Origin of the sequence: Empedobacter brevis NBRC 14943 = ATCC 43319 (assembly GCF_000382425.1) — a bacterium.
GTDB classification, from domain to species: Bacteria; Bacteroidota; Bacteroidia; order Flavobacteriales; family Weeksellaceae; genus Empedobacter; species Empedobacter brevis.
Genome location: NZ_KB908293.1, coordinates 158,475 through 185,270, shown reverse-complemented (window position 1 = coordinate 185,270; position 26,796 = coordinate 158,475). Strand labels below are relative to the sequence as shown.

Here is a 26,796-nt window from a genome sequence, read left to right as displayed (position 1 = left end):
TAAATACTATGCAAAATATAGAAAGTAAAGTCGCTTATATAACAGGCGGAACAAAAGGAATCGGGTTAGGAATTGCGAAAGCTTTATTAGAAAATGGAATTAAAGTTGCTATTTCCGGACGAAATATTGATGATGTAGAAAAAGCGCGTCATTACTTAGGAAATCAAAATGTTTTAGCTATTCAGTCGGATGTAAGACATTTTGAAGATGAACAAAATGCAGTGGAACAGATTATTGCTGCGTTCGGACATCTGGATGTGGTAATAGCAAATGCCGGATTGGGAAAATTTGCACCTGTTGATGAATTATCTTTAGAGGATTGGCATGCTATGATTGACACGAATTTGACAGGCGTTTTTCATACAATGAAAGCATCTGTTGAAGCGTTAAAAGTATCAAAAGGGTATTATATTTCGATTGCGTCTTTGGCGGGAACAAATTTCTTTGCGAATGGAGCAGGATACAATGCGTCAAAGTTTGGAGTAGTAGGTTTTACACAAGCAGCTATGCTTGATTTACGGAATTACGATATCAAATGTACTACGATTATGCCTGGCTCTGTGACTTCTCATTTTAATGGTCATGTTCCAAATGAAGAAGATGCCTGGAAAATTCAACCAGAAGATTTAGGGCAGATGGTCGTTGATTTATTGAAAATGAACCCAAACGTTTTACCAAGTAAAATAGAAGTACGTCCCACAAAGACGAAGTAATATAAAGACCTCATTTAGAGGTCTTTTTTTGTTGAAAAAAGATTTTATTTTCATCGCTAGAATACATAGATTAGTAATCTGAAAATTAGTCTGTTTTTGGATATTATTTTTAATAAATAACAATGAGTTTTAAACAAAAAATAAACGTGTATAGACGCAAAATTATGCGTGGTTTAACAGGTGGTATTGGGAAAGGTTCGCTTGAAAATATTAACAAGAGTGAGTCAATAAAAATCGAACGAGTTCTAATTAACCGGCCTAATCAACGTTTGGGAAATACCTTGTTGATAACTCCTCTTGTTCAGGAAATTATACAGTTTAATCCAAAGGTAAAAATAGATTTGTTTGTAAAAGGAAAGGTAGCTCCTATTGTTTTCGAAAATTATCCTCAAATCGATCAAATTATTGAATTACCCAAAAAACCTTTTAAGGACTTAGCAAGCTACATCAAAGTTTGGTTGAAGATAAAAAGGAAGAAATATGATTTGGTGATTAACGTAGACAAACAATCTTCATCCGGACGTCTTTCTACTTCTTTTGCTAATTCTAAATATAAGCTTTTTGGAGATGAGTTTATTGCCGATACAACACAAGAAAATCAGTTGCATCAAGCGCAATATCCTGTTTATCAATTCAGAAAGTTTTTGGAGTTATTTGATGGGAAAGAGCGAAAAGAGGCAGTTCCTCAACAAAATATACAGTTAAGTGAAAGAGAAATAGAAAAAGGCAAAAAAATGTTGGAAGAAATTACTGAAAACTCTTCTAAGAAAACAATCGCTTTTTTCACTTTTGCAACTGGTGCAAAATGTTACAATGAAGAATGGTGGACAGAGTTTTACAATTTATTTTACCCTAAATATGCTGAAGAATATAATTTAATTGAAATACTTCCGGTTGAAAATATTTCGATGTTAACACATAAATTACCGGAATATTATAGTAAAGATGTTCGTGAAATTGCATCTGTTATGTTTAATTGTGAAGTTGTAATTGCAGCAGATTCAGGAATGATGCACCTTAGTAGTGCAGCGCCTTCTAAGACAATTGGTTTATTCAAATCAGAAGATTTTATGCAAAGGTATAAGCCTTATGGAGAAGGAAATGCAGTTGTCTTAGCAAAAGATGATAACCAAGAAGGAGTAATGGAAGCCCTAGAGATAATATTGTAAAAAAGCTTCCTTAAAATTTTAATTATTTTTTTTCGTTATTCTATAAAAATCTTTTGCAGTTTCGAGTTCTATTCTTCCTGAGTGTATGGTTAGCGAACAGTTTTGTCTCGGCGCAAAACTTTGGGTGGAAAAATCCAAATTATAGACAAGATTCTGTTCAGATTTCAGATACCATACAACTACTAAACAAAGGAATTCTTGCCGAAAAATTTCAGGTTTTAGATTCTGCCGGAAATTTAATTCCGAAAGACTTTTATACCATTAATGTTGAACGAAATGAAATCTATTTCGACTCTTCTTTAGCAAAGCAAATGGTAAAGATTCAGTATTTCGTGAACCCTAAATTAGCTGAATCAGTTTTTTATGCAAAAAATCCGAACATCATTGTTCATGATGCAAAACCTGTTGATATTTTTCATCAAATAGAACCAAATTCAAAACAATCAACGAAAGATGTTTTTGATGGGCTGAACAGTAAAGGTTCGATGGTACGAGGCATTCGTTTTGGAAATAATCAAAGTGCTTCCGTCCAGTCTTCGTTGGATTTAGAATTATCAGGGAAATTGTCCGATGATATTACAGTGAGCGCAGCCATTGCGGATAATAATGTACCGATAGAATCTGATGGTTATACACAAAATCTACAGGAATTTGATAAAGTATACATCGAATTAGCCAATAAAAATTCTAAAATTCGTGCCGGTCATATTGATATTAATACATCACAAGAACGAGATTTTTTTAATCCATTCAATCAAAAGGTTACAGGACTGCAATTGTCTACACAACTAAAAGGAGAGCAGTCTTCAACGAATATTTTTGCTTCAGGAAGTATTACGCGAGGCGAATTTATGCGGGTTAATTTTGTTGGACAAGACGGAAATCAAGGACCTTACCGACTTTCAGGAAAGAATAATGAACTATATGTAATCATTATTTCAGGAAGTGAAAAAGTATATATAGATGGTGTTTTACTGGAACGTGGAGAGCAGAATGATTATGTGATAAATTACAATACAGGAGAAATTTCCTTCACTTCAAGTCGATTGATTACAGCCAATACCCGTATTAATGTTGAATACTTATATAATTCTCGCAATTATTCCCAGGTTTTGCTTTACGGAGGTGCTGAATATGAATCGGAACGATTAAAGTTATCAGGTTTTTTCTTTTCTCAAGGAGATTCTAAAAATAATTCGCTTGGAAATGATTTAACAGATCAGGAAAAACAAATCTTGGCAAATGCCGGAAACGATCCGGACAAGATGTATACTGTTTCTGCTGAAAAAACAACGTATGATTCAAACAAAATTTTATACCGAAAACTAAGTTTAAACGGCTTCGATATTTTTGAATATTCGACTGATCCAACTGACGAATTGTATCAGGTTGCTTTTACATATGTTGGAGCAAATCAGGGAAATTACCGGCAAATAAATGCAAATCAAAACGGAAAAGTTTTTCAATACAATGAACCAATTGCAGGTGTTTTGCAAGGAGATTATGAACCAATTAAACAATTGATTTCCCCTAAAAAATTACAGATTTATACATTGAATGGTCAATATCAATTAAAAAATAATGGAAATATTGGTTTTAATTTAGGATTGAGTAATTATGATCAGAATTTATTTTCTTCGATTGATGATGCGAACAATTCCGGCTTAGCGACACGGGTATATGGAGAAAAAACGTTTTCTTTTAAGGACTGGAAAATTACGCCTTACGCAGAATGGAATTATATTCATAAAAATTATAAAAGTGCTGAACGTCTGCGTGCTGTTGAATTTGCACGTGATTTTAATTTAGAACAAGAATTAAGCGGAGTCAATCAGAATTTTATGACAGCAAAAATTCATTCGGCTTGGAAAGAAAAATTTACGGCACAATATAAGTTGGATTATCTTGAAAATGCAGGTTTGTATAAAGGAGTAAGAAATCAACTTGATGCCAATTATAAAACATCGAAAGATGAAATTATTGCTCAAGCGAATATTTTATCCACGAAAGCAACGCTTCAGAACACCAATTTTTCACGTTATATGGTAGATGGAAAACGTAAAATCGGAACTAAATTCTGGGTTGGTGCTCGTGTTTGGGGTGAAAATAATGAGATGGATGATTTGACATTGAATCAAAAATCGAACTTGAGTTTTAAGTGGAATGAATTTCAGGTGAAAGGAGGTTTTGCAGATTCTATTGGACATAAAATTGATCTGACAGTTTATCAGAGACAAGATGATTCGGTTCGTTTAGGAGCCTGGCAAAATATTCAACAAAGTAAAGGAGCTATTTTTAATTCTACTTTAATTCAAAAACCAAATCATCAATTGAGTTTGAATTTCCATTACAGAAGAGTAAATTATCAGTTTTTAGAAACTTCAAATGAAGACTTTATGACCGGAAATGTGAAATGGTATAAAGCTTTTTTTAATCAGGGGTTACAATTAAATGTTGACTATGAGGTTGGAAGTGGAGTGGAACCGCAACGGGAATTTCAATATGTGAAGGTCTCGGATGGAATGGGAATTTATAAATGGACGGATTATAATGGTGATGGGATCGAGCAAATTGATGAATTTGAAGTGGCCGAATTTATTGATCAAGCGAATTATATTCGTGTCTATACCAATACGATTGAATACCTAAAAACAAATAAGAATCAGTTCAATTTTACCTTGCGTTTTCGACCAAAGCAGGTTTTCAATACTGAAAATGAGTTTTGGAACCGCTGGATGTTTCAGCAAACTATTTCGGCAAGTAATTCTCTTCGGAAAGAAGGTTCTACATTGGAATGGAATCCTTTTACGAATTCATCTCAAATTTTGGGTAAAACAAGAAGTATTCGCTCTTCTGTTTTTTTTAATCAAGGAACGCAATATAAATGGTCTTCAAACTTTATTTACAATCAACAACAATCTCAAACATATGTTTATACAGGTTCTGAATACCGGGATTCAGATAGTTATTTGTTGCAGACACGGTATAAAATTTTGCAGGATTTAATTGCGAGTTTGGACACTGAATATATGGTGATCAATAGCGATTCGGAATTGTTTTTAAGTCGTCAATATAAATTGAATACTATACGTTTGTCTCCAAAAATCACATATCAGACGGAAAAATCAATTGTTACGTCGTTGTTTTATAATTATCAGAATAAAAAAAATGTTTCGGGAGAAGAACAATTACATCAATCCGATTTAGGAACAGAAATCCAGTGGAATAGTTCGGATAAAATGAGTCTGCTGGGAAGCTTTAGTTTTATCAATAATAAATTTACAGGAAACCAGGAATCTGTAGTCGGAAATCAGATGATGGAAGGTTTGCGTGCCGGAAATAATTTTGTTTGGCAATTGCAACTGCAGCGACAAATTACAAGTTTTTTGCAATTGAATATCTCATATGACGGACGAAAAACAGAACAAAATAAGCCAATACATACCGGAAGTGTACAGGTACAGGCAAGATTTTAAAACATGAAAGGCATTTGATTAAAACGCCTTTCATGTTTTAAATTAGTTTATTTTCTCTTCGTAATACAACGGATTTCCTTCTTCATCAAAACCAAGAATAGTTAAAGTGTAGCCTTTGGGATTATCATTGTTAAAATATTCAATATTTGATTGGTTAAGTAGATTTGGATTCCAATAGAGTGTTTCTCTCTTATCATTTGGAATATCTTTATAAAGTGTTTCGTATTCGTCGTTACTAAGAAATGGAGCAGGTTTATCGTAACCCGTTAAATTGATACTATTTTTGGGAGAAGAAATAGTACTTGCAGCTCTTGTATGTCCTTTTTTCAAATAAACGGCAATTGCGTAACCTATGATGCCTCCTTTGTAAATTTTTACCATAGCGATATCATTTGGGTTGATACCAGCTAATGTTGAAGCGTCTATCAGCCTTTCGTCTAAATAAACATTAGCTATAGTATTTCGTATGATAGGAGTAGGTACACCTCTTTGATATTGAACAGTTAGCCCCGCTACTCTTCCAGTTAAAAAATCAATGATATTCGTATATGACATAACATTGTAATCACCATGAATAAAATCTAAAACAGTTTCATGAAAGTTATTTTTGAAGATTCCGCTACTTAATTCATCATTTAATTTCTTTGTATTAGACTCTTTTTCAGCTCTCACGATTACTTCTTTTAGTCGGATACTTTTGTCATTTACAATTTTGTTGATTTTCTGCTGTTCAACAACTTGTTTCTCTGTATCAAGATTTTGTTCTGATTTTCGTTCTACGAGATAATATTGGGTAGGAGGTAGCCCCTTTTTTAAAGGACTAAAATTATCGATGGGAACAAATGATAAGTTTAAATAATCATCATTTTTAGATTTCGATTGTTTGGTATTTCGATAATAATAAATAGTAACCGGATTGTAAGAGATAAGATTATTTAGTTCAAAGTTTCCATTTGCATCTGTTTCTACTTGGAATAATTGTTTTTCATTATTCGGACTCTCAGTAAATAGATTAAGAGTTGTGTTGGTTAATGGTTCGTTATTTAGAATTGCTTTTCCTTTGTAGGACAAATAATGATTTGTATTTTTTTTCTGTTGACGATTTATATTAAAGGCGTTGTTCCAATTCATTTTTTTGAATTCTTCCGAAATAAGCAAAGCATCTAATGCTTCAGAATTAGAATGTTCTAAATATTGAGCAGGATTACTTATTTTGTCATTAAAGTCACTTGTTAGATAAAGCGCAGACAGTAAATTATCACTCAGATTTTTTTTAGAATTATTTATACGAACTGTATAGGGAATTGATTCTTTCGATTTCAGTTCGATTGTATTTATTTCCCTGGGATTTTTATTTGTATCGAAAATAAGTTCGGGTGTAGGAATTGCTATTGATTGGTCTGAAAAATTATTAACTAAACGTTGGGCAATAAGATGGTCATTTTCATCAAATACACTAAGGTTCAAAATTCCTTTGTTTTTCTGAAGAGATTCAGCAGGAATAGTTTGAGAAATAACTTCAATATCTTTTTTAATTGTTGCCTTATAAACTACTTTATGATTAACAGTTCCGACGATTTTATAATGTAATAATTTTTTCTGACGATTGATTGATTTTAATTGGTATGCAATTTCTCCATGATGAATAACTTTAAATAAAACACCTTCTTTTTTAGCGAAGGGTAAATCTACAATTTGTTGATAACCGGTCTCATCGTTTAGTTGTAATTGATAAGACTTATTTGGTTGGGCTTTCAAATAGAAAGAAGCAACATTCTCATCAAGGCTGTTAAAAGTCAAGATTTTATTAACAGGGTTATTTTTTTCGAAAATAACCCCTGACCATTTTTTAGGTAGCTCTCCAATAGTTCGTAATCTTACGGTAAATTTTGTCGTTTGATTTTCTATGAATGTTCCGCTTTCCGGATGAATAGATGCACGCCATTTAATTTCATCATTCTTGGTTAATTTTAGTGTTGATGTAGGATTATAAATTGCAATTGGTTGAATGTATTGAAAATCTTCAGAAAAAGATGTCATATACGTGGTGTAAGCTCTCACAAAATAAATATCTTCTTGTAGATCATCTTTTAATGAAAAACTTCCATCACTTTGTCCTTTAAAAACAGGAAGCAATTTCTTGTCAATTTTCTTTTTGTCTTTATCGTATAATTCAACAAAAAGGTTAGTCGAAATAGAACTCGGTTTATATCCGTTAAGAATAAACGCTTTAAACCATATTGTTTCGCCGGCAATGTAACTTTCCTTATTGAATAAGATGTAAATTTTTTCTTGGCTATAATTCTCCTCAAGGTTCTTTATCGCTGCATCAAGTTTTGTCTGAGCATTAAGTTGTATACATATACAAACAAACAACCATACAATTTTAAATTTCATCTTCAACTTAATTAATTTTGATTAAGATAGGTTGTTTTTTGTAAAATAACAATCTTTACATTCTGTTTACTTCGTCAGAGTTTCCTGTTTCACGGTTTTTAACAGATAATTTGTTGCTTCCGAATTTATAATTAATTCCAATTCGAATACTTTGCATATCCCATACATTTGCAAATTTTTGTATTACTCCATTATTATTTTGAGACAAGTATTCTTGTGCTTTGAAAATATCTGTTGCATTGAAGCTTAATTCTAATTTTTTGTCCAACATCAAGTATTTGAATGAAAGATTAAATCTTGCATAAGGTTTTAGTGAATAATTCTGAAATGTTTCACCAAAATTTTGAAAATAAAGCAAGTTGACAAATAACGTTTTCTTCTCGTTCAACGTAAAATCATTTGATGTAAACAAAGAACTCGACCAGCCTTTGAAACGCTGTGTGGAAATTGCAACATTAGAACTTGAATAACTTACTTGAAACGTAGAGGTACTTGTCCACCATTTTGTAGGATTGAATGTTAAACTTTGCGTCACGCCAATTTCATCGGAATCTACAAAATTCATCCAAATAAAAGCATTGTTTTGTGTAGTAGGATCAATAATAGAAGCTTGATTAACACCGTTTCTCAAACTTGAAAGGTACACTCGTGTATCCAATTTTTTATACGTAAAAGTCAACTCAAAATTATGTGTAAAAGCCGGTTGTAAAAAAGGATTTCCTTCGTTGTAAGTGTATTCGTTTTCAATCATTCTGAAAGGGTTTAAACTTTCATAATTTGGACGATTGATTCGACGCGAATAATTAAACCCAAGCGAAGTTTTGTCATTAAATGTGTGTAACAAATAGAAACTTGGAAATAATTTTATATAATCAGTTTTATTGGTTTGATTTTTCTCTCTCGAAAAACCTTCTGTTTGTGTCGCTTCCAAACGTAAACCGGCTTGCATCTGCCATTTTTCTCCAAACTTTTTGTTTCCGGAAACATAAACCGCTTCGTTGTTTTCTTTGTATTTGAAAAGATTTGATAAATCAGCGTCAAATGTATAATCTAAGTTTTCATTAGCTTCAAAAGCTTCAATCAGATTGTTTGATTTTGTCTGCGAAATTCTCGCTCCAAAACTCAAATTAATGGTCTTCATAGGAAATTCAACATCTATTTTACCAGATAAATTTTCAATCCTGTTATCCAAATTACTTTTCCCTCCGAAGAAAGTATTGTTTATCTCATGACCATTATTATCAAATTCTTTTGAAGAAAAATTACGATTCATTGGAGAAGTATAATTTGCATAATCTGCGTCAAAAGAAATCTTTTTTCCCAGCGAATCAATTTTATATTCTGAAAATAAATTAACCAAAATTTGATTCGTTTTTTGATTTGAGAAAGAACTTCCACGATTTGTTTTAATGATTTGATTCAAATTATTTTTGAAGAATAATTGTTGTGGATTTTCAGAATCAGATTTACCGTTATTGATAGAAAGTTTAGTTCCAACAGACCATTTATCCGTTAATTTATAATCAACAGCCAAATTTCCGCCAATGTATTTGTAAATATAATCTGTATTCGAAACACTGTGACGACGACTATCAGTAAAAAATAATTCGTTATCCCAAGTTCTCAAAAATCGACGATCGCCAATATTCATCGAACTTTGAATGGTCCACTTCTTTTTTTGAAGATTGTATGCAGCGTTCAATCTTTCTGTGTTGCGCAAAGAACGTTGATAAGAACCTCCGATATTTGCATTCCAACTGTCTTTTTTGATTCGTTTCGTTACAATATTGAGAATTCCACTATTTCCTTCGGCTTCATATTTTGCAGGTGGAGTTGTAATCACTTCTATTTTCGAAATATCACTTGCACTCATGCTTTCTAAATAATTTGCCAAATCGGTTTGTGACATATAAGTTGGTTTATCGTCAATCAAAACCATAACAGAATTTTTTCCTGAAATTGCAATCGCATCACCTGCTACATTAAGTCCGGGAGTTACTCGTAAAACGTCCATCGCAGTTCCTCCGGCTGCTGAAGTAGAATTTTCAACATTGAAAACAAACCGATCAATTTTACGTTCCATTACTTTTTTCTGTGCATCAACCACCACTTCTTTTAAATTCGTTGAAGTTTTTATCTCAATTTTTCCTAGATCTATTGGTTGTTGCAAAATGATTTCTTTCTGAAAAACAACTTGCTCAAAATAGATAACTTCTAATCGATAGGTGTCTGATTTTGTTTCAATACTGAATTGACCAACTTCATTTGTTGTAAGATTAATGATTGTGTCTTGATTAGAAAGACTAATGTCTAAATAAGGAACTGCCTGGTTGTTTTCGAAAAATTCACCTTTTAATTCGTAAGTCTGTGCAGATAAAATAACTGAACATAATAAGAAAGAGAGTTGAATAAATGTTTTCATCTTGTATTAATTTTAAACAAATATTCGGAGAGTTGGCTGTATTTTATATATGTTATCGACGAACCCCGATAGATTATCGACGAATTGATTAACCAAAAAAAAACTCAAGAATCTCTTGAGTTTTTTTGTTTAATTTATTTTTCCTTCATGATAAACAGGATTTCCTTTTCCGTCGAATCCAATTATGGTTAATTGATAGTCTTTTGGTTTATCATTGTTGAAATATTCTATTTCTGTGTTTTCTCCTGACTCCAAATACAAATTTGGATTCCAAAATAAAGTACTTCTTATATCATTTGGAACATCGTTGTAAAGCGATTCGTAATCATCTAAACTAAAATATGGTAGGGACTGATTATAACCACCAATTTGAATTAAGTTATTTGGAAGCATTGGGGTGTTGTCAATTTGTGCCTCACTTCCCCGCTTCGAGTAAATCGCAATTGCATTTCCAAGCAAACCAGCACCTTTAAAAACCTTTACCATTGCAATATCTCTCACATTGATGCTGGTTAGATGATCTGAAGAAACTTTCATTTCGTTCCAATAAATTGAAACTTCAGAGTTTCTGATTTTTGGAACTCCATTAGAAACTGTTAACCCAGAAACTCTTCCAGCTAAAAAATCAACAATATTCGTATAGCTTTCTATGGGCTGAGATTCGTTAACAAAATCAATAATGGTTTCATTCATACTTTGAAACATTCCACTACTTAATTCATTATTCAGCTTCTCTGTTTTGGATTTTTTATCTGCTTTTACAACAACCTCTTTCAAGCGAATGCTTTTGTCATTGATGATTTTGATATTCTGTTTATAGGTATTCTGCTTTTCGACTTCTTCTTTATTTGTTATTTCTTCTAATAAATAAGGTGTTGCAGGTAATTTAGATTTATAACTTGTGCTTTTGTAATTTGGTACGACAGACAACGTTAAAGTTCCGTTATTGGCTTGTTTTCCATTTTCTGAATTCAAGAAATAATTCATCGCCATAGGACCATAATAGAATAAATTATTCATTTCGAAATTACCTTCATAATCTGTATCAAGCGTTGCAAATTGTTTCCCATTATTCTGTATTTTGTAAATAATACTTAAAGAAGCATTACTCAGTTCTCTTCCGTTATTATATGCTTTTACTGTGTACGAAAGATATCTACGATCGTTGTCAATAGTCGGTTTTACGATATTTCCAACTATTAAATCTTCCCAATTAAATCTTCTCCATTTTTCTGTTATCAGGAGAGCATCTAGATTTTCTGAATACTCATTATTTTTAAAATATTGTGTAGGATGATTAATTTTTGAACTAAAATCTCGTGTTAACAACATCGCTGAAATTAAATTATCTTCATCATTATTTTTTTGATCTTTAATGACGGTTGAAAAATTAATTTCTTCAGGATATTTTAGCTTAATTGTATTTAATTCTCGTGGATTAGTTGTTGTTTCGAAAGAAATTTCAGGTTTTTTGTACAATTCTTTTGGATTGATAAAAATCAAACGATTGGCAACCTGAATATCATTTGCATCAAAAATTGCAATATTCAAAATCCCTTTTTCATTCTCTAACACCTCTTTTGGAACATAAGTCGATATCGATTCAACACTTTTTACAATTTGAGAACTCATTACAAGTTCGTTATTAATTGTTCCAATAATTTTATGATTCAACAAAGGGTTTTCTTGATTGATACTTTTTAATTGTATCACAATGTCTTTACTATTTCGAACAACTTTCAATAAAACTCCATCTTTTTTAGCTTTGGGTAAATCAATAATTTGATGATTTCCTTTTTCATCATTCAATTGTACTTGATACGATTTTCCTTCTTCTGCTCGCAACGCAAAAGTCGCGACGTTTTCATCTAAATTATTAAACGTTGTCATTTTATTGGTAGGATTATTTTTCTCGAACACAAAACCATTCCATTTTTTTGGTAATTCTCCGTCCGATTTTAATCTTATCACAAATTTAGTCGTTTGATTTTGAATAAAATTTCCACCTTCCGGAAAAGCTTTTGCATTCCATTTTAAATTTGGATTAGCAACAAGTTTTAATTTTGAATTTGGATTATGAATTTTAATTTGATTGATATGCTGAAACTCTTCCGAGAAGAAAGTCATGTAGGTTGTGTAAGCTCTTACAAAGTAAATTCCTTCATCGTTTTCGTTTTTGGTGTTCAGTGTTCCGTCGCTTTCTCCGTTAACAATAGGAACCAATTTTCGGTCGATTAATTTCTTGTCTTTATCGTATAATTCTACAATAAGATTCGTAGAGATTAAACTCGGTTTGTACCCATTTAATGTATAAGCTTTGAACCAAATATTGTCGCCAGCAATGTAATCTTCCTTATCAAATAATAAATAGACTTTTTCTTGCGCATAATTTGTCTCCAGGCTTTTTATAGCCGTTTCTAATTTTGATTGAGCAAAAGTTGTAATCGAGCAAAAGTACAATGCGAGTAAATAAATATATTTCATGCGAGAATGATTAATCAAGTAGAATCAATTTGAATTCTTAAAATTATCATTATTTAGCCGATTTCATTCAAACTTTTTCTTAAAGTTTATCATAACTTTTAATTGAAAGTCTTTAGGATTGTTATTGTTGAGATACTCGATAATACTCTCTTTATTTGGTTTTCTAATTAAATTAGGATTCCAATAAAGTGTTTCATCTCTTTTTATATCCTTTTATTGATAAAGCATTAAGTGATTTTGGAAGATTGTTATCTTCCATATTTCCTCTTCTGGTATAAAAAGCAATTGCATTTCATTTAAAATATACGACCTTTTTCATTCCGGTATTTGGTGTAAGAAGACCTCAATCTGTAATTGTTCCATTAATATGTTTAGAAGTTTGTTTCTTTTTCTGAAGAAGGAAACTATTTAAGTTACGAAATTTTATTTTCTTTTTTGCTATCGCATGTCATTTTAAATGAATGAATTAATGCTCAATTTTATACTAGAAAAGTTAATCAATCAAATTAAAATAAAATCAAATGAAACAAAGAGTACCGGTAGCTCAGATTATGGCAAAAGTTCTAATAGCTGTGCCTGCAAATAAGAAAATAAGCGAAGTAAATGAACTGTTTAAGGAATACAATATTCGACATATTCCAGTGACAGAAGGAACAAAATTAGTTGGTGTTATCAGTAAAAATGATGTTTCTAAATTAGGTTATGGAGTTGGGGAAATAGATCAGAATGCGTTGAATACGATGTATGATACATATGAATTGAAAGATGTGATGGTGAAAGAACCTGTAACTGTTTCTTCTGAAACAAATATTAAAGATGTTGCAGAGATTTTATCAGAACAAAGTTTTCATTCTCTGCCTGTTGTGGATAACAACGAAGTGGTTGGAATTGTAACCACGACAGATTTAGTGAAGTATCTCTTAGAGCAATACTAAGAAGAAAAAAGGTTGAAAAAAAGCCTCGCATATGCGAGGCTTTTTTTATCTTGAGTTGTTTTCGAAATTAAATTCCGTCAACAATTGCATTTAATGTTGCAGATGGACGCATAGCAGCAGTTGTTTTTACAAAATCTGCTTTATAGTAACCACCAATATCTTGTGGTTGACCTTGTGCACCAATTAACTCTTCGTTGATTTTTGCTTCGTTTTCTTGCATTGCTTTTGCGATTGGAGCGAACTTAGCCGCTAAATCAGCATCTTTTGTTTGATTTGCTAATGCTTCAGCCCAATACATGGCTAAATAGAAATGAGAACCACGGTTATCGATAGTTCCTAATTTACGACCTGGAGATTTATCAGTTGCTAAGAATTTAGCATTTGCTTCATCTAAAGCGTCAGCTAAAGTTTGTGCTTTCGCATTTCCTTGTGTTTGTGACAAGTGTTCTAAAGAAGCTTGTAAAGCTAAGAATTCACCTAAAGAATCCCAACGTAAGTATCCTTCTTCTATGAATTGCTCGATATGTTTTGGAGCAGATCCTCCTGCACCCGTTTCAAATAATCCTCCTCCGTTCATTAATGGAACGATAGATAACATTTTAGCAGAAGTTCCTAATTCCAAAATTGGGAATAAATCTGTCAAGTAGTCACGTAAAACGTTACCAGAAACAGAAATCGTGTCCTTTCCTTCTCTCGCACGGCTTAAAGTTTCTTTCATTGCGTCTTTAACGTCCATGATACGAATATCTAAACCAGTTGTATCGTGATCAGCTAAGTATTTTTCTACTTTTTTGATGATTTGTTGATCGTGAGCTCTTCCTTTATCTAACCAGAAAATTGCTGGAGTATCAGATAAACGAGATCTGTTAACAGCTAATTTAACCCAGTCTTGGATAGGGGCATCTTTTGTTTGAGACATTCTGAAAATATCAGAAGTTTCAACTTTTTGCTCTAATAATGTGTTTCCGTTTGCATCTTCAACTTTAATAGTTCCATTTGCTGGAGCTTGGAAAGTTTTGTCGTGAGAACCATATTCTTCCGCTTTTTGAGCCATTAAACCAACGTTTGGTACAGACCCCATTGTTGTAGGATCTAATGTTCCATTCTCTTTCATATCGTCTACAACAGCTTCGTAGAAACCAGCGTAAGAACGGTCAGGGATGATTGCTACAGTATCTTCTTCAGCACCATCTTTGTTCCACATTTTACCGCCGTTTCTTACTAATGCAGCCATAGATGCATCAACAATAATGTCAGAAGGAACATGGAAGTTTGTAATCCCTTTATCAGAATTCACCATTGCTACACGAGGTCCGTTTGCTAAATCAGCTTCAATAGCAGCTTTGATTTCTGCTTCTTGTGCATGACCTTTTATTTTTTCGAATAAATCTGCTAAACCATTGTTTGGATTAATATCTAATGATTTGAAAGTCTCTGCATATTTTACGAAAACGTCCTTAAAGAAAGTTTCAACGATCGCTCCAAAAATAACTGGATCAGAAATTTTCATCATTGTTGCTTTTAAGTGAGCTGATAACAAAACGTTTTTATCTTTTGCTTCTTCGATTGCTTCTTGAACAAATGATTTCAAAGAATTTAAGTTCATGACAGAAGAATCAATTACTTCACCAGCTTTTAAATGTGCTGCAGCTTTCAGTTCTTGAACAGAACCATCTTCTCCGTAAAATTTGATTGTATAGTCAGTAGCATTTTCTAAAGTAGTTGAATTTTCAGTACCATAGAAATCACCAGATTTCATGTAAGCAACTTCTGTTTTACTGTTTTTTGCCCAAGTTCCCATTTTGTGAGGGTTAGCTTTTGCATAGTTTTTAACAGCTTTTGGAGCACGACGATCAGAATTTCCTTCACGTAAAACTGGATTTACAGCAGAACCTAAAACTTTTCCATATCTTGTTTTAATTGCTTTTTCATCTTCATTTTTTGGTTCTGCAGGATAATTTGGTACGGCAAAACCTTTGGCTTGTAATTCAGCAATCGCTTCGTCTAGCTGAGGAACAGAAGCTGAAATATTAGGTAACTTGATGATATTTGCTTCCGGAGTAGTCGCCAAAGCTCCTAATTCTGCTAAAGCATCAGGAATTCTTTGTTCTTCTTTTAAGAATTCAGGAAAGTTAGCTAAAATACGTCCAGCTAAAGAAATATCTGGAACTTCGATTGTAATATCAGCTGTTTTCGTGAATCCTTGAACAATTGGCAAAAATGAATGTGTTGCCAACATCGGAGCTTCATCCGTAAGTGTGTAATGAATTTTTGACATTATGTTTTAAATTTTTTTGAGACTATTAGAGAATAGTCAATTAAAAATACATTTTTTCAATTTTGAATGCAGATAATGCAAACTTTGCAAATATACAATTTTTAACAGATTAAATTGACCATAAATCAATCATTTACATGAATTTTAAAGGAATAAGTAATATGATTTTTGATAGGTGTTCAAGTTGATAATTTATTGAATAAAAATTGTTCAAGTTGATAATTTTTAAGTGTTTTTTTTTTCAACTTCATGGCAAAATGACATTTAAAAATATTCTGAATTGAGTTTGTAAACATACATCTGATTTTTATAAACCTACTTTCTTTCTTATTTTAGCAAAAACAATTCTTTTGAAACAAAATTTCGCGACGATCGCATTTTATAATGTCGAAAATTTTTATTCTAAAACCTCTGATGACTCTTTTTTACCAGGTAATGTTAGTAAATGGAAAGATCATCGATATGATGTAAAAGTGGATAAGATTGCTTTTTGTATTTCTAAAATTGGCCAATTTGAGACGAATGAATTGCCTTATTTGGTTGGGTTGGCAGAGATTGAAAATGAAGAGGTTTTAAATGATTTGACGGATAGTCCTTTTTTGAAAAGTGGAAACTATAATGTATTGTTGTATGAATCTTTAGACGAACGAAGAATAAATGTAGGATTGCTTTATCGTCAACAATTTTTTGAAATTATAGAAAGTGAGCCGGTCCGATTTGTGTTTAAAGATCAAAATGAGAATAAATCATTTACACGTGATATTTTATATGTAAAAGGAAAGTTGTTTGGAGAAATGATACACCTTTTTATAGTTCATCTTCCTTCAAAAATTGATAAAGAAGTTAACCAATTAAAGCGGCAACATATTTTTAAAATCATCCGGAAAAGAATTAACGATTTGTTAACCGAAAAATTTTCGGAAAAAATTATTGTTATGGGTGATTTTAATGATTCGCCAACGAATGAAGATTTACGTTTGGAATTAAATACAAGACCAAAACAAGATGAGATAAAGGGAAAAGAGTTATTTAATCCGATGGTTGGGCTACAGTCATATAAAAGAGGATCTTTAATTTTTAAAAAACAATGGATGTTATTTGATCAACAATTATTCTCGAAAGGATTTTTAGTGGATGATTCAAATTTAGAATATATAAAAACAGATATTTTTGATGCAAGTTTTTTAAAGAATTCGGACGGGAAATCAACTGGTTTGCCATTCAGGACATTTGTAGGCGGAAAATATTTCGGAGGATATAGTGATCATTTTCCTGTATATACCATTTTAAAATATTAAATTTGTAGCGGTTTAATTTTAGAAAAAGGTGAGAATTCACGAAAATGGTCAAATAGAGATTGATGGAATCGATAAATTGATTCTGAATGCTTTTATGGACAATGCAAATATTCCGGTTTCTCAATTAGCGAAAGAATTAGGGATTTCGAATACTGCAGTTCATCAGCGTATCAAGAAGTTGGAAAATTCCGGTGTCATTGACTCAACGAAAGTCATCGTTAATCCTGCTGTTTTGGGGTATTCTACTATGTCATTTGTCGGAGTTTTTATGGATAAACCTTCTTCTTATAAACTAGTGATAAAAGCTTTAGAAGAAATTTCTGAAGTAGTGGAAGCTCATTTTACAACAGGTAATTATGGTATTTTTTTAAAAATTTTGAGCCGTGATAATTTACATCTAATGAATGTATTGAATAAAAAAATTCAACAAATAGATGGAGTTACACGTACTGAAACTATAATATCATTGGAGCAGCCAATAGATAGACAAATAAAACTTTAATATACAAAGATGAATATTAATCAATATTTAGACTCGACGTATCTTAAAACACCTGAGCAAGCAGGTATTTCGAATTCTGATACATTGGATATGGTGCATAAGTTAACACAAGAAGCCATCGATAATGGAATTTATGCTGTAATGATTCGTCCTGATTATGTAAGATCAGTTCGAGAATTATTGGATGAAAAAAAATCGAATGTTGTTTTGGGAACTGTAATAGGTTTTCCAGAGGGCATATACGATTTGAATGAAAAGTTGAGAGAAGCGCAAAAAGCAATATCTGACGGAGCAGATGAATTAGATTTTGTAGTTAACTATGAAGCATTCAAAAAAGGAGACATTGATAAAGTAAAGGAGGAAATTGAAACAGCAACTTCTATCGTATTGAGAGAAGGTAAGGTTGTGAAATGGATTATTGAAACTGCTGCTTTAACAGATGAACAAATCATAGAAATTACGCAGTTAATTCGTGATATTGTTTTAGAAAAAATAGGAGAAGAAAATGCTGCAAAAGTATTTATTAAATCTTCAACAGGTTTTTATAAAACTGAGAATGATGCTCCAAATGGTGCGAATGAACATGTCATTAAGTTGATGTTAGAGAATGCAGGCTCATTGCCTGTCAAAGCTTCTGGAGGTGTTCGAACAACAGAAGAAGCAAAAAAAATGATTGATTTAGGTGTTAAGCGAATCGGTACATCCTCAGCTTTAGCAATTGTACAAGGTAAAGAGGCTTCAGGTAATTATTAAGAGTAATCTTTTTTATATCAGCAAGTCCCAAATTTATTTGGGACTTTTTTTTATTCATTAAAAATAACAAGAGTTGTTTCAATTGTTAGTTGTACTTCACAAAAAAACTGTTTATGTTTGTTGTCCTTTTTTTCTAAATTGATTTGTATCAATGTGTTTAGAAAAAAACATTCTTAATTTTGTTCCGAACATTATATTTAAAATTTAAGCTTTATGATAATTAATGAACATAATGTTTTTAATGATGTAAGCGTGGAAGCAGGTTTTGCTGCATTTGAATTGAGAAATTGTATCGAATCTGAATCATGGAAGAGACAATTTTCTAGAAATGATTATTTTGGTATTATTTGGTCAGGCTCAAAAAAAATCATTCATTCAATAAATGGAAATGAAATTGTTATCCCTAAAAATCATTTTCTGTTTATCGCACCTAATATTACTCAATTTTTTTTAAGACAACCTTCAGTCTCAGATGCTTATTACATTGTGTTTAAGCAAGAATTTTATTCTAAGTCAATAGAAGAAAATCTGAAATTAGAGAATAGTACGCTTTTTTCGAGAGATTTAATCAATATTGTCGAAAATAATATATGTTCTGCTCCTATTTTTGAATCAAATTACCTCAAGTATTTTTTTAATTCTTTTGAGAATGAATTAGAAATCAAATTAGCTCATAACCTATTGGAGCGCATTATTATCAACGGACAAATTGAGACGCTAGATGTTCAGAATAAATTTGTTCAAGATGATTATGATGTAGAAATTGCAACCAAATTCAAGAAATTATTGCAGAAAAATGTGAATGAATATAAGCAGGTTTCTTTTTATATTGATAAACTTTTTATAACAAAAAGAAGATTGGATAAAGCAACGCAAATCGTTTTCAGAAAGTCAGCAAAAGAAATGATTACAAACGAATTGATAAAAAATGCCAAGATTTTATTGGCAAACTCTAAAATGTCAATAAAAGATATCGCATTGGAACTCAATTTTCTTCAAGAGACCAATTTTACAGCATTCTTTAAAAGAAATACAGGTGTTTCACCGACTAAATTCAGACAAAGTGCTCCGAATTAAATAGTTAGAAATGTCGTTTTTCATCATCTTTTGGTGTTTTTTAATCTTTTAAGACGGAAAACAACTTCTACATTTGCACTCGCATTTGAGAATAATTAATCTTAAATATAGAAACTACCTGACGATTTAACAAATTATTTTACCAAAACTTTTAACAATTTATAAAATGATGAAAAAAGCAGCATTTATTTTAACGATTTTTTGCACATTAGTTTCAGGATTAGCTTTCGCTCAAACTGCCCAAGCAACATTAAACGTAAAACTATACCCAATTCAAACTATAGTAATTGGTGGTGAAAACACAGTTAATTTAGAATATAAAACAAAAGAAGATTATTCGAAAGGTGTTACAGCAAACATGAATGATCACCTTGTTGTTTATAGTACAGGAGGTTTTGCGGTAAAAGTAAAATCTGAAAACGAAAACTTAGTTTTTACAAAGGATGGGACAACTGATAAAATTGCTGCAAATACAATTAACTTACAAGCAACTTTAGGAACAGGAAATATATTAAATTCTTCTACATTTAGCAATGTTGTGTTAGATAAATCTGATAAAAACTTGATTTCTAGTACCGTTGGTGGGACAGATTTAAAATTTAATGTTGCGTATAACGGAAAAGGAAACAACGATTATGTAAATAAATATTACAATGTTGAGAATCCTAACGTGTATACAACAACTGTTACTTATACAATAGAAGCACAATAATATAAATAAAATAAGAAGTAATGTTGTACAACATTACTTCTATTTTTTCTTATGAAAGCTTTTCGTTTATTAACACTCGTTTCTTTTCTAGCATTATTTTTTTCAAGTAAAATCAATGCACAATCAGGTATTTCAGTGAGTCCTCCCCGGACTTATTTTACATTGAACCCCGGTGAATCTGAGCGTAAAAAGATTTTGGTAACAAATGTAAGTGATGTCAATACATTAGAGTTAGCAGTATCTTTTAAAGATTGGAAGTACGATGACTATGGAGCCAATCTTGTTTCAGAGCCAGGTACTTTACCAACCAGTAATGCCAACTGGATTACAATCTTACCCAATAATACATTTACTCTTTTACCTAAAGAATCAAAAGAAATAGAAGTTCTTATGCAGGTTCCGGAAAAGATAAGTACAGAAAGTGTGCATACAACAATGATGTACATTACGCAGACAAATCCTGTAGCTGGACAAAGTAAAAGTGGAGAAAATATTAAAATTTCGATTCGTACAGGTGTTAAGATTTATCAAAGATTAAATATTGGTAGAGAAACAAATGTTGAGTTTACAAACTTTGTTTACGATAAAGTAGAAAACCGTTTAGTTCTTAATATTACGAATGAAGGAAATGTCTGGAGTGAAGGAACGATTAGGAACGAGCTAATTAATCAAGAAAATGGAGAACAGATAAAATTGCAAGATGTAGTTTTTTATAGTTTACCAAATGATAAACGAATTGTGTACATTCCATTGCCTAAGGATTTACCAAAAGGCTCTTATATAGCGACCTCTACATTGAGTTTTGAAAAAGATGATCAATTGAAAATTGCTGAATTGACATTCTCAAATGATAAATAAAAAATTCTTATACCAAATTATTTCAACAATAATTCTGTTCATTTCAGTTACATCTCCCGCTCAATTTGTGATAAATGCTCATAATGCAGGTTGGGTACAGGTAAATGGAAGTAGTGGAGTTACAGTAAACAACGTTGTTGTTGTGCAGCTACATATGAATGGACCATTAAATTATAAAAATTGGTCTTTGGTTGGTCGTGTCGTTTCCCCTATTGTTAATTCTCAGAAAAAAGAGTTTCCTGTAGATAAGTTGAAATTAAAATTCAATAATTATTCAACTTCACAATATTATTCAGAAAATTATCCCACAATAAATCAAATAGGAGCCATTCAAAGTAACATTACGATGAATTATTCGCCTGTTTATTTTGTTCGTAATTCACCTTTGGCCATTACAACTCCAAGTGGTAAATATGGGAGTATTCAGTTGAATTATAATATTATTATTGATCCGGGAACTTATTTAAACCGGTTAAAATCCTGGAATAATTATACCATTCAATTAGAGTTTTCATTGCTAAATGAATTTGGAAATGTAGTAGGAACAAGTCCGTTCTCTATTGATATGCAAATTAGTCCGAATGGAGATTATGAGCCAACACCTACATTTTCTATTTCAGTTGATGGATCTGCAGTAAATGGTGAATTGGTTTTTAATACCATTCAAGATTATAGAAACGGTGTTCGAAAAGAATACCAAAATGGATTGAGTGTTTCTTCGGATACTGCTTATGATATACAAGTTTCTTCATTGAATCAGTATTTACAATCAGGCGATTCAGAAAATCTGCAATTAAATTCGATAAAAGTTCAATTGAAAGATACTGAAACCAATAGACTTTCGAACGAAATTAAATTGTCAAATTACAATCAATCCCTTATTACGAATAGCTCAAAAACTACTTCAAAAAAATACAATATTATCTATTCTACAACTCCGTCAGATAGTAAGATATTGAACAGCAAGCCTGGAAATTATTCAACATCGTTGATGTATACGATTACTCCTTTGTAAAATAAGATGCCGTTTTCAATTAATTATTTTCGGAGCATTTTTTTTATTCTGCTTTTTATCGGTAGTGGACAAAATTTACCTGCTCAAAATTTAAATAAAGAATTGATTTTTACGACTGTAAAAGAAATTGTATTGGAAGATGACAATAATTTTACAGTCATTATGCAGTTAGAAAATACGTCCAATGATACGATTAATGCTCGTTTAGGATTGAAAATTCCTTCTTCAGTCAGATCGTACTCTCAAGACGATCTCAAGATAAAAATAAATCCACGTAAAAAAGCATTTATTCCAATGAAATTTACGGTTAATAAATCGCAAATGGCAGGGAAATTATCGTTGGAATTTAGTATTGTTGATTTTAAAACAAAAAAAGAAATAGGAAATTCAGTTACGTCAATTGTTGTTCAGCAAAAAAGAAACATAAAAATATTTCCGGTTCAAACCAACATTTTCTATCGCCAGGAAGGCGATTCAATTCATTACGAATTGAAAGCAATAAATATGGGGAACCAGCCGGAAAGTGTATTGTTAACAAATGTTTTTCCGGATTTTAGGGGAAATTTCACCTCAGAGAATAAGCGAATCCATGTAGAAGCTTTTCAGGAAAAAATAATTCGATTTTCAAGGTATGTTGACAGAGAAATGATGAAAATTGAAGCATTCCAAGTGAATGTTTCCGGATATTCAAGTGACGGAGATTTTGTTGGAAATGTATTCTTTACAATTCAGAATGCTAGTTCCAATCGGGTATATGTGGATCCGAGTATGTTAAATCAGAATTGGACAAATCACTCGTCGAACTATGTGCGCTTAACAGCTCGGGATATTAATTCGCTCAATGCGAATTACAATTTGATGGCGCATCAGGAGTTTTCTGTTGGATTGAATGAGTTTGCTTACAATATCAACGGAACATCATGGGAAGGCGATCAGGATATGGTATTGGCAGATTCTTGGGTAAAATACCAGCGAAAAAATAAAGGAATTCTAGTAGGTTCTATTAATAACAACGATTTTGATATCCCTATTAATGGGAGAGGAATGATGTTGTTTAATAATTACGACAAAAATAACAATAGAATTGTTGTAGGAACTGTTGAGAAGAATTATAATTTATTAGATGATTGGGACAAAGAGATTTTCAGAAATAGTCATACAACTTTTGCAAACAGCCGATTTTTAATAAATGGTGACAATGAATTAGAAACGACAGTATTATTTGATAAAAATTATTCGACATCGAATTTTATTTTAACTAACGGATACAGATGGATAACACCTAATAAATGGAGCCACTCTGTAAAATTTGGCTATGGTCTATCAAAGTTCAGGGCAGATAATAATGTCGAGAACTCGTTGTCAGCATCTGCAAATGTTTCCGGAACAATAGGGAAATTTGATTTTTATAGTTCCAATTATTTTAGTTCAGGCTATTATCCCGGAACAAGAAAAGGAGCATTGTATTTAAATCAACGTTTACAACGTACATTTTCTAAATTTTCGATGTGGTCTTCCTTTACGTTAACGAATAATAATCCAAAATCGATCGATCCATATCTTATCAATTATACGCGGGCGAATGAGTCAAAAGCCTTACGCTTTGAAACTGGGATTGCTTTCAAAATAGCAAATCATTTCAACTTCTCGATTTCGCCAAAGTTTAATCTCGAAAAATCAAATGTATTGAATTATGAAACCTTTACTTATACACCAATGAGTTTTAGGTCTGCTTATGTAAACAGTGCGTTTACATGGTTGTCTAATTCACGTGTTCATCAAGTAGTCTTCAATGCATTGGGAGGCTTTTCGGAATTGAATGACTTGGAAAAGGTTGATCCTATTATTTATGGACAATTAACATGGAATGTGAAAAACTTTCAGTTGAACACAACTTATCAGCGCGGAAGTATGATGATTGCGGAAGTATATTCTACCAATGATTTGAATCATCAATTGGAACGGTTTAATTCTTCGGTGAGTTATCGACAAAGTTTCTTCAAAAAAAGATTAAATACAGCTGTAACAGCTTATTATAATGTTGACAAAAACTTTGGAAATACGTTAACTTTTGGTGCATCTGTAGATTATCAACCCACGGATCATTTTGTGGTAAATGCACAAGCAAATTTTAGTCAATACGATTCCAAGACATTGTACAGTAAACAGACTTATTTACAAGTTGGTGTACAGTATAATTTACCTGCAAAACGAATTGCAACAGATGTGAAAGATGGAATGCTGAATTTATTTGTGTTTTATGATTATAATGCAAACGGAATATTTGATGAAGGTGATAAAGTGGCTGATAATAGAAATGTAAAGATAAATGAGACCAACTTTATTACTGATTTAGAAGGAAACATTAAGTACAAAAAAGTGCCATATGGAAATTACTTAATTACACTTCCCGGACAGAAATGGTTTGCACAGAATTATCATGTAAACTTGAATACAAAGACAACATCTATCTCTATTCCGATGCAGCAAACAGGTGTAGTACGGGGGAAAATAGAATACGAATTGTCATCGAAATTAGAGTATCAGGTTTCAGCAAATTTAGTTGGTTTTACTTTGGTATTTAATCATGAAAGCGGACAAGTATTTTCTGTCAAAACAAATGACCGTGGAGAATATACTGCATTTTTACCTGTGGGAAACTATACTTTTCACATTGTAGAAAATAGTTTACCTGAGCATGTTTATGTCAAAAAATATTTGAATAAAGTGACGGTAGAAAAAGAGCAGAACATAACATATGAACCTTTGATTTTAAAAATAAAAGAAAGGAAAGTGAACATTAAACGTTTTGGGAATTGATGACATATTTTGATTTACTTTGTATCAGAATAAAAATTTAGATGCCATTAACTTTCTGCCATCCTGCAATTGTATTGCCTCTCAAAAAAATAAATCCAAATTGATTCTCCATGACAGGACTGATCATCGGTTCGATGTCACCGGATTTGGAATATTTTTCTCGAATGAAAATTGAAGCGACGCATAGCCACTTGTTTTTGGGGGTACTTTATTTTGACTTACCACTTGCTCTTGTTTATTGTTTTGTTTTTCATATGCTTGTTCGAAATTGTATTCTTCATCATTTACCAAATTATTTTCAACAACGATTTGTGCAATTTTTAAAATTTGATTGGATAAGTTATTTCAGAAGAAATTGGCTAATTGTGATTGCCTCCGTTATAATAGGAGGTTATTCCCATTTACTATGGGATGCTTTTACGCATGAATGGGGATATTTTGCTAAACAGATTCCTGCTTTGCAAGAGGTTTGGTTTACTCATCCGGTTGAAGTAAAAGGATATAAGTTCTTGCAGCATTTTAGTACCTTTATAGGTGGTGTTTTTATTTTGAACTGGATACATTTTATGCCAAAAGAGGGCATTCAAAAAACAGAATTTGATTCTTCTTTTTGGTTGCAACTTTTTGGTTATACATTCTTGATTTCTCTGATAAGATTGGTTATTTTCCCTGTTAAAGTTGTTTTAGGAAACATAATTGTAGTCGTCGGAATGAGTATCTTTTTGAGTTTAATTGTTCTTGGAGTGAAAGATAAATTATTAAAAAAATAAATCAAAAAAGGCTACCTTTGTTTGATAACCTTTTTTTATAGGTGTCGTTTTAAAAACTCACTTTATCTTTAATGTAATTTCCGTTTTGACAAAACTGTTTCAATTCATTTTCAATAAAAACCTCAATGGCTTCGGCATCTTGTGCAGGATACAATAAATGTACATTTGCGCCGGCGTCTAATGTGAAATAAAGATGTTTTCCTGTTGTCCGGCGGAATTCCCATAATTTTTCTAAAGCAGCAACAGTAGCTGGTTTCATTAAAATGAATGCAGGATTGGACATCATCATCATCGCATGTAATGTCAATGCTTCGTGTTCTATCAATTCACCAAACGCTTTGATGTCACCAGATTTTAGAATTGGCAGTAATGCTTTCAGATTGTCATTCGCTTCCACAAAGCGTCGTTCCGCATAAGGGTGACCATTCATCAGGTTGTGCCCAACAGTAGAAGAAACTGATTTTTGGCCTTCGTGAATCAATAAAATCGTGTCGTGAAATGTTTTGAAAATATCATGTACTTCCGTATCAGGATATTTTGTTCCAAATAAATCGGAACTGCCTTCAATAAAATCATTTTCTCCCCATTCTACCAAACCTTTGTAAACCGAACGACAAGCACTTCCTGAACCTAATCGGGCTAAAAAAGAAGCTTTCTTCAATGACTCTTCTTCAGATAAGTTTGCGCCTAGTATATTTTCAATCTGAACGAGACACAATGCCATTGCAGACATTCCCGAAGCTGAAGAAGCTATTCCTGAGCTGTGGGGAAAAGAATTGTGTGTATGAACTTCGAATTTGTAAGAGGTTAAGAATGGAATATAGGTTAATACTCGCTCAAAAAAGGTAATAATTTTTGGAGCAAAGCTTTCTTTTAATTCACCTTCCAGATAAACTTCTACCTCAAAATTGTCAGATGTTTTAGAAGAAAATTTCAATTCAGTTTCAGTGTAACTGTTTGTTAACGTGTAACTAATTGAGCTATTGGTTGGAATTTGATTTTTCTTTTTCCCCCAATATTTTATCAATGCAATATTAGACGGGCTTTTGGCATTTACGCTTCCTGCTTTTGCAGAAAATTCGTCTGTCGAAAGTTTTGAAATGAATTGTTGTTCCAT

18 protein-coding genes are annotated in these 26,796 nt (G+C 31.9%); 13 read left to right on the top strand and 5 right to left on the bottom strand.

The window, feature by feature from the left end; translation table 11 throughout:
* Positions 1-8 precede the first annotated feature (8 nt).
* The 3 genes from H277_RS0106120 (at position 9) to H277_RS0106110 (ending at position 5,358) form a co-directional block, all read left to right on the top strand.
* Complete coding sequence (locus H277_RS0106120) at positions 9-713, top strand: SDR family oxidoreductase (protein ID WP_019974709.1); 705 nt, start codon at positions 9-11, stop codon at positions 711-713.
* Between the two features lie 122 nt (positions 714-835).
* On the top strand, positions 836-1,882 hold the full coding sequence (locus tag H277_RS0106115; RefSeq protein WP_019974708.1) for a glycosyltransferase family 9 protein: 1,047 nt from the start codon (positions 836-838) through the stop codon (positions 1,880-1,882).
* 53 nt (positions 1,883-1,935) lie between these two features.
* Positions 1,936-5,358 (top strand): hypothetical protein, encoded by a 3,423-nt coding sequence (locus H277_RS0106110; protein WP_019974707.1) that lies wholly within the window; start codon positions 1,936-1,938, stop codon positions 5,356-5,358.
* Positions 5,359-5,400: 42 nt separating this feature from the next.
* On the opposite strand, the gene H277_RS0106105 is transcribed toward H277_RS0106110, so the two are convergent.
* The 3 genes from H277_RS0106105 to H277_RS0106095 form a co-directional block, all read right to left on the bottom strand.
* Positions 5,401-7,755: a hypothetical protein gene (locus H277_RS0106105; protein WP_019974706.1), complete on the bottom strand. Its 2,355-nt coding sequence runs from the start codon at positions 7,753-7,755 to the stop codon at positions 5,401-5,403.
* A gap of 55 nt (positions 7,756-7,810) precedes the next feature.
* Positions 7,811-10,177: a TonB-dependent receptor domain-containing protein gene (locus H277_RS0106100; RefSeq protein ID WP_019974705.1), complete on the bottom strand. Its 2,367-nt coding sequence runs from the start codon at positions 10,175-10,177 to the stop codon at positions 7,811-7,813.
* Positions 10,178-10,306: 129 nt separating this feature from the next.
* The gene (locus tag H277_RS0106095; protein WP_019974704.1) at positions 10,307-12,661 is read right to left on the bottom strand and encodes a hypothetical protein; all 2,355 of its coding nucleotides are present in this window, start codon (positions 12,659-12,661) and stop codon (positions 10,307-10,309) included.
* Positions 12,662-13,182: 521 nt separating this feature from the next.
* Here H277_RS0106095 and H277_RS0106090 point away from each other — a divergent pair.
* Positions 13,183-13,596 carry a CBS domain-containing protein gene (locus tag H277_RS0106090; RefSeq protein WP_019974703.1) on the top strand — a complete coding sequence of 138 codons (414 nt, stop codon included), beginning with the start codon at positions 13,183-13,185 and terminating at the stop codon, positions 13,594-13,596.
* 67 nt (positions 13,597-13,663) lie between these two features.
* On the opposite strand, the gene H277_RS0106085 is transcribed toward H277_RS0106090, so the two are convergent.
* Positions 13,664-15,874: an NADP-dependent isocitrate dehydrogenase gene (locus H277_RS0106085; protein ID WP_019974702.1), complete on the bottom strand. Its 2,211-nt coding sequence runs from the start codon at positions 15,872-15,874 to the stop codon at positions 13,664-13,666.
* Positions 15,875-16,224: 350 nt separating this feature from the next.
* Here H277_RS0106085 and H277_RS0106080 point away from each other — a divergent pair, with 350 nt between their 5' ends.
* The 9 genes from H277_RS0106080 to H277_RS19465 all read left to right on the top strand — a co-directional run bounded on the left by H277_RS0106080 (position 16,225) and on the right by H277_RS19465 (position 25,679).
* The gene (locus H277_RS0106080; protein ID WP_019974701.1) at positions 16,225-17,172 is read left to right on the top strand and encodes an endonuclease/exonuclease/phosphatase family protein; all 948 of its coding nucleotides are present in this window, start codon (positions 16,225-16,227) and stop codon (positions 17,170-17,172) included.
* Between the two features lie 28 nt (positions 17,173-17,200).
* Complete coding sequence (locus tag H277_RS0106075; protein WP_019974700.1) at positions 17,201-17,674, top strand: Lrp/AsnC ligand binding domain-containing protein; 474 nt, start codon at positions 17,201-17,203, stop codon at positions 17,672-17,674.
* A gap of 9 nt (positions 17,675-17,683) precedes the next feature.
* On the top strand, positions 17,684-18,427 hold the full coding sequence (gene deoC / locus H277_RS0106070; RefSeq protein WP_019974699.1) for a deoxyribose-phosphate aldolase: 744 nt from the start codon (positions 17,684-17,686) through the stop codon (positions 18,425-18,427).
* A gap of 213 nt (positions 18,428-18,640) precedes the next feature.
* Positions 18,641-19,504, top strand: coding sequence for a helix-turn-helix domain-containing protein (locus H277_RS19675; protein WP_019974698.1), 864 nt, complete (start codon positions 18,641-18,643; stop codon positions 19,502-19,504).
* A 166-nt stretch (positions 19,505-19,670) separates the two neighbouring features.
* Positions 19,671-20,216 carry a hypothetical protein gene (locus H277_RS0106060; protein WP_019974697.1) on the top strand — a complete coding sequence of 182 codons (546 nt, stop codon included), beginning with the start codon at positions 19,671-19,673 and terminating at the stop codon, positions 20,214-20,216.
* A 51-nt stretch (positions 20,217-20,267) separates the two neighbouring features.
* Positions 20,268-21,074, top strand: a complete 807-nt coding sequence (locus tag H277_RS0106055; protein ID WP_019974696.1) for a fimbrial biogenesis chaperone — start codon at positions 20,268-20,270, stop codon at positions 21,072-21,074.
* Positions 21,064-22,089 carry a hypothetical protein gene (locus H277_RS0106050; RefSeq protein WP_019974695.1) on the top strand — a complete coding sequence of 342 codons (1,026 nt, stop codon included), beginning with the start codon at positions 21,064-21,066 and terminating at the stop codon, positions 22,087-22,089. The genes H277_RS0106055 and H277_RS0106050 overlap by 11 nt, the downstream gene beginning before the upstream one ends.
* 6 nt (positions 22,090-22,095) lie before the next feature.
* Positions 22,096-24,909 carry a hypothetical protein gene (locus tag H277_RS0106045; protein ID WP_019974694.1) on the top strand — a complete coding sequence of 938 codons (2,814 nt, stop codon included), beginning with the start codon at positions 22,096-22,098 and terminating at the stop codon, positions 24,907-24,909.
* Positions 24,910-25,019: 110 nt separating this feature from the next.
* Positions 25,020-25,679, top strand: a complete 660-nt coding sequence (locus H277_RS19465) for a DUF4184 family protein (protein ID WP_019974693.1) — start codon at positions 25,020-25,022, stop codon at positions 25,677-25,679.
* A gap of 49 nt (positions 25,680-25,728) precedes the next feature.
* On the opposite strand, the gene H277_RS0106035 is transcribed toward H277_RS19465, so the two are convergent.
* Entirely contained in the window at positions 25,729-26,796 is a 1,068-nt protein-coding gene (locus H277_RS0106035) for a diphosphomevalonate decarboxylase (RefSeq protein WP_019974692.1), read from the bottom strand.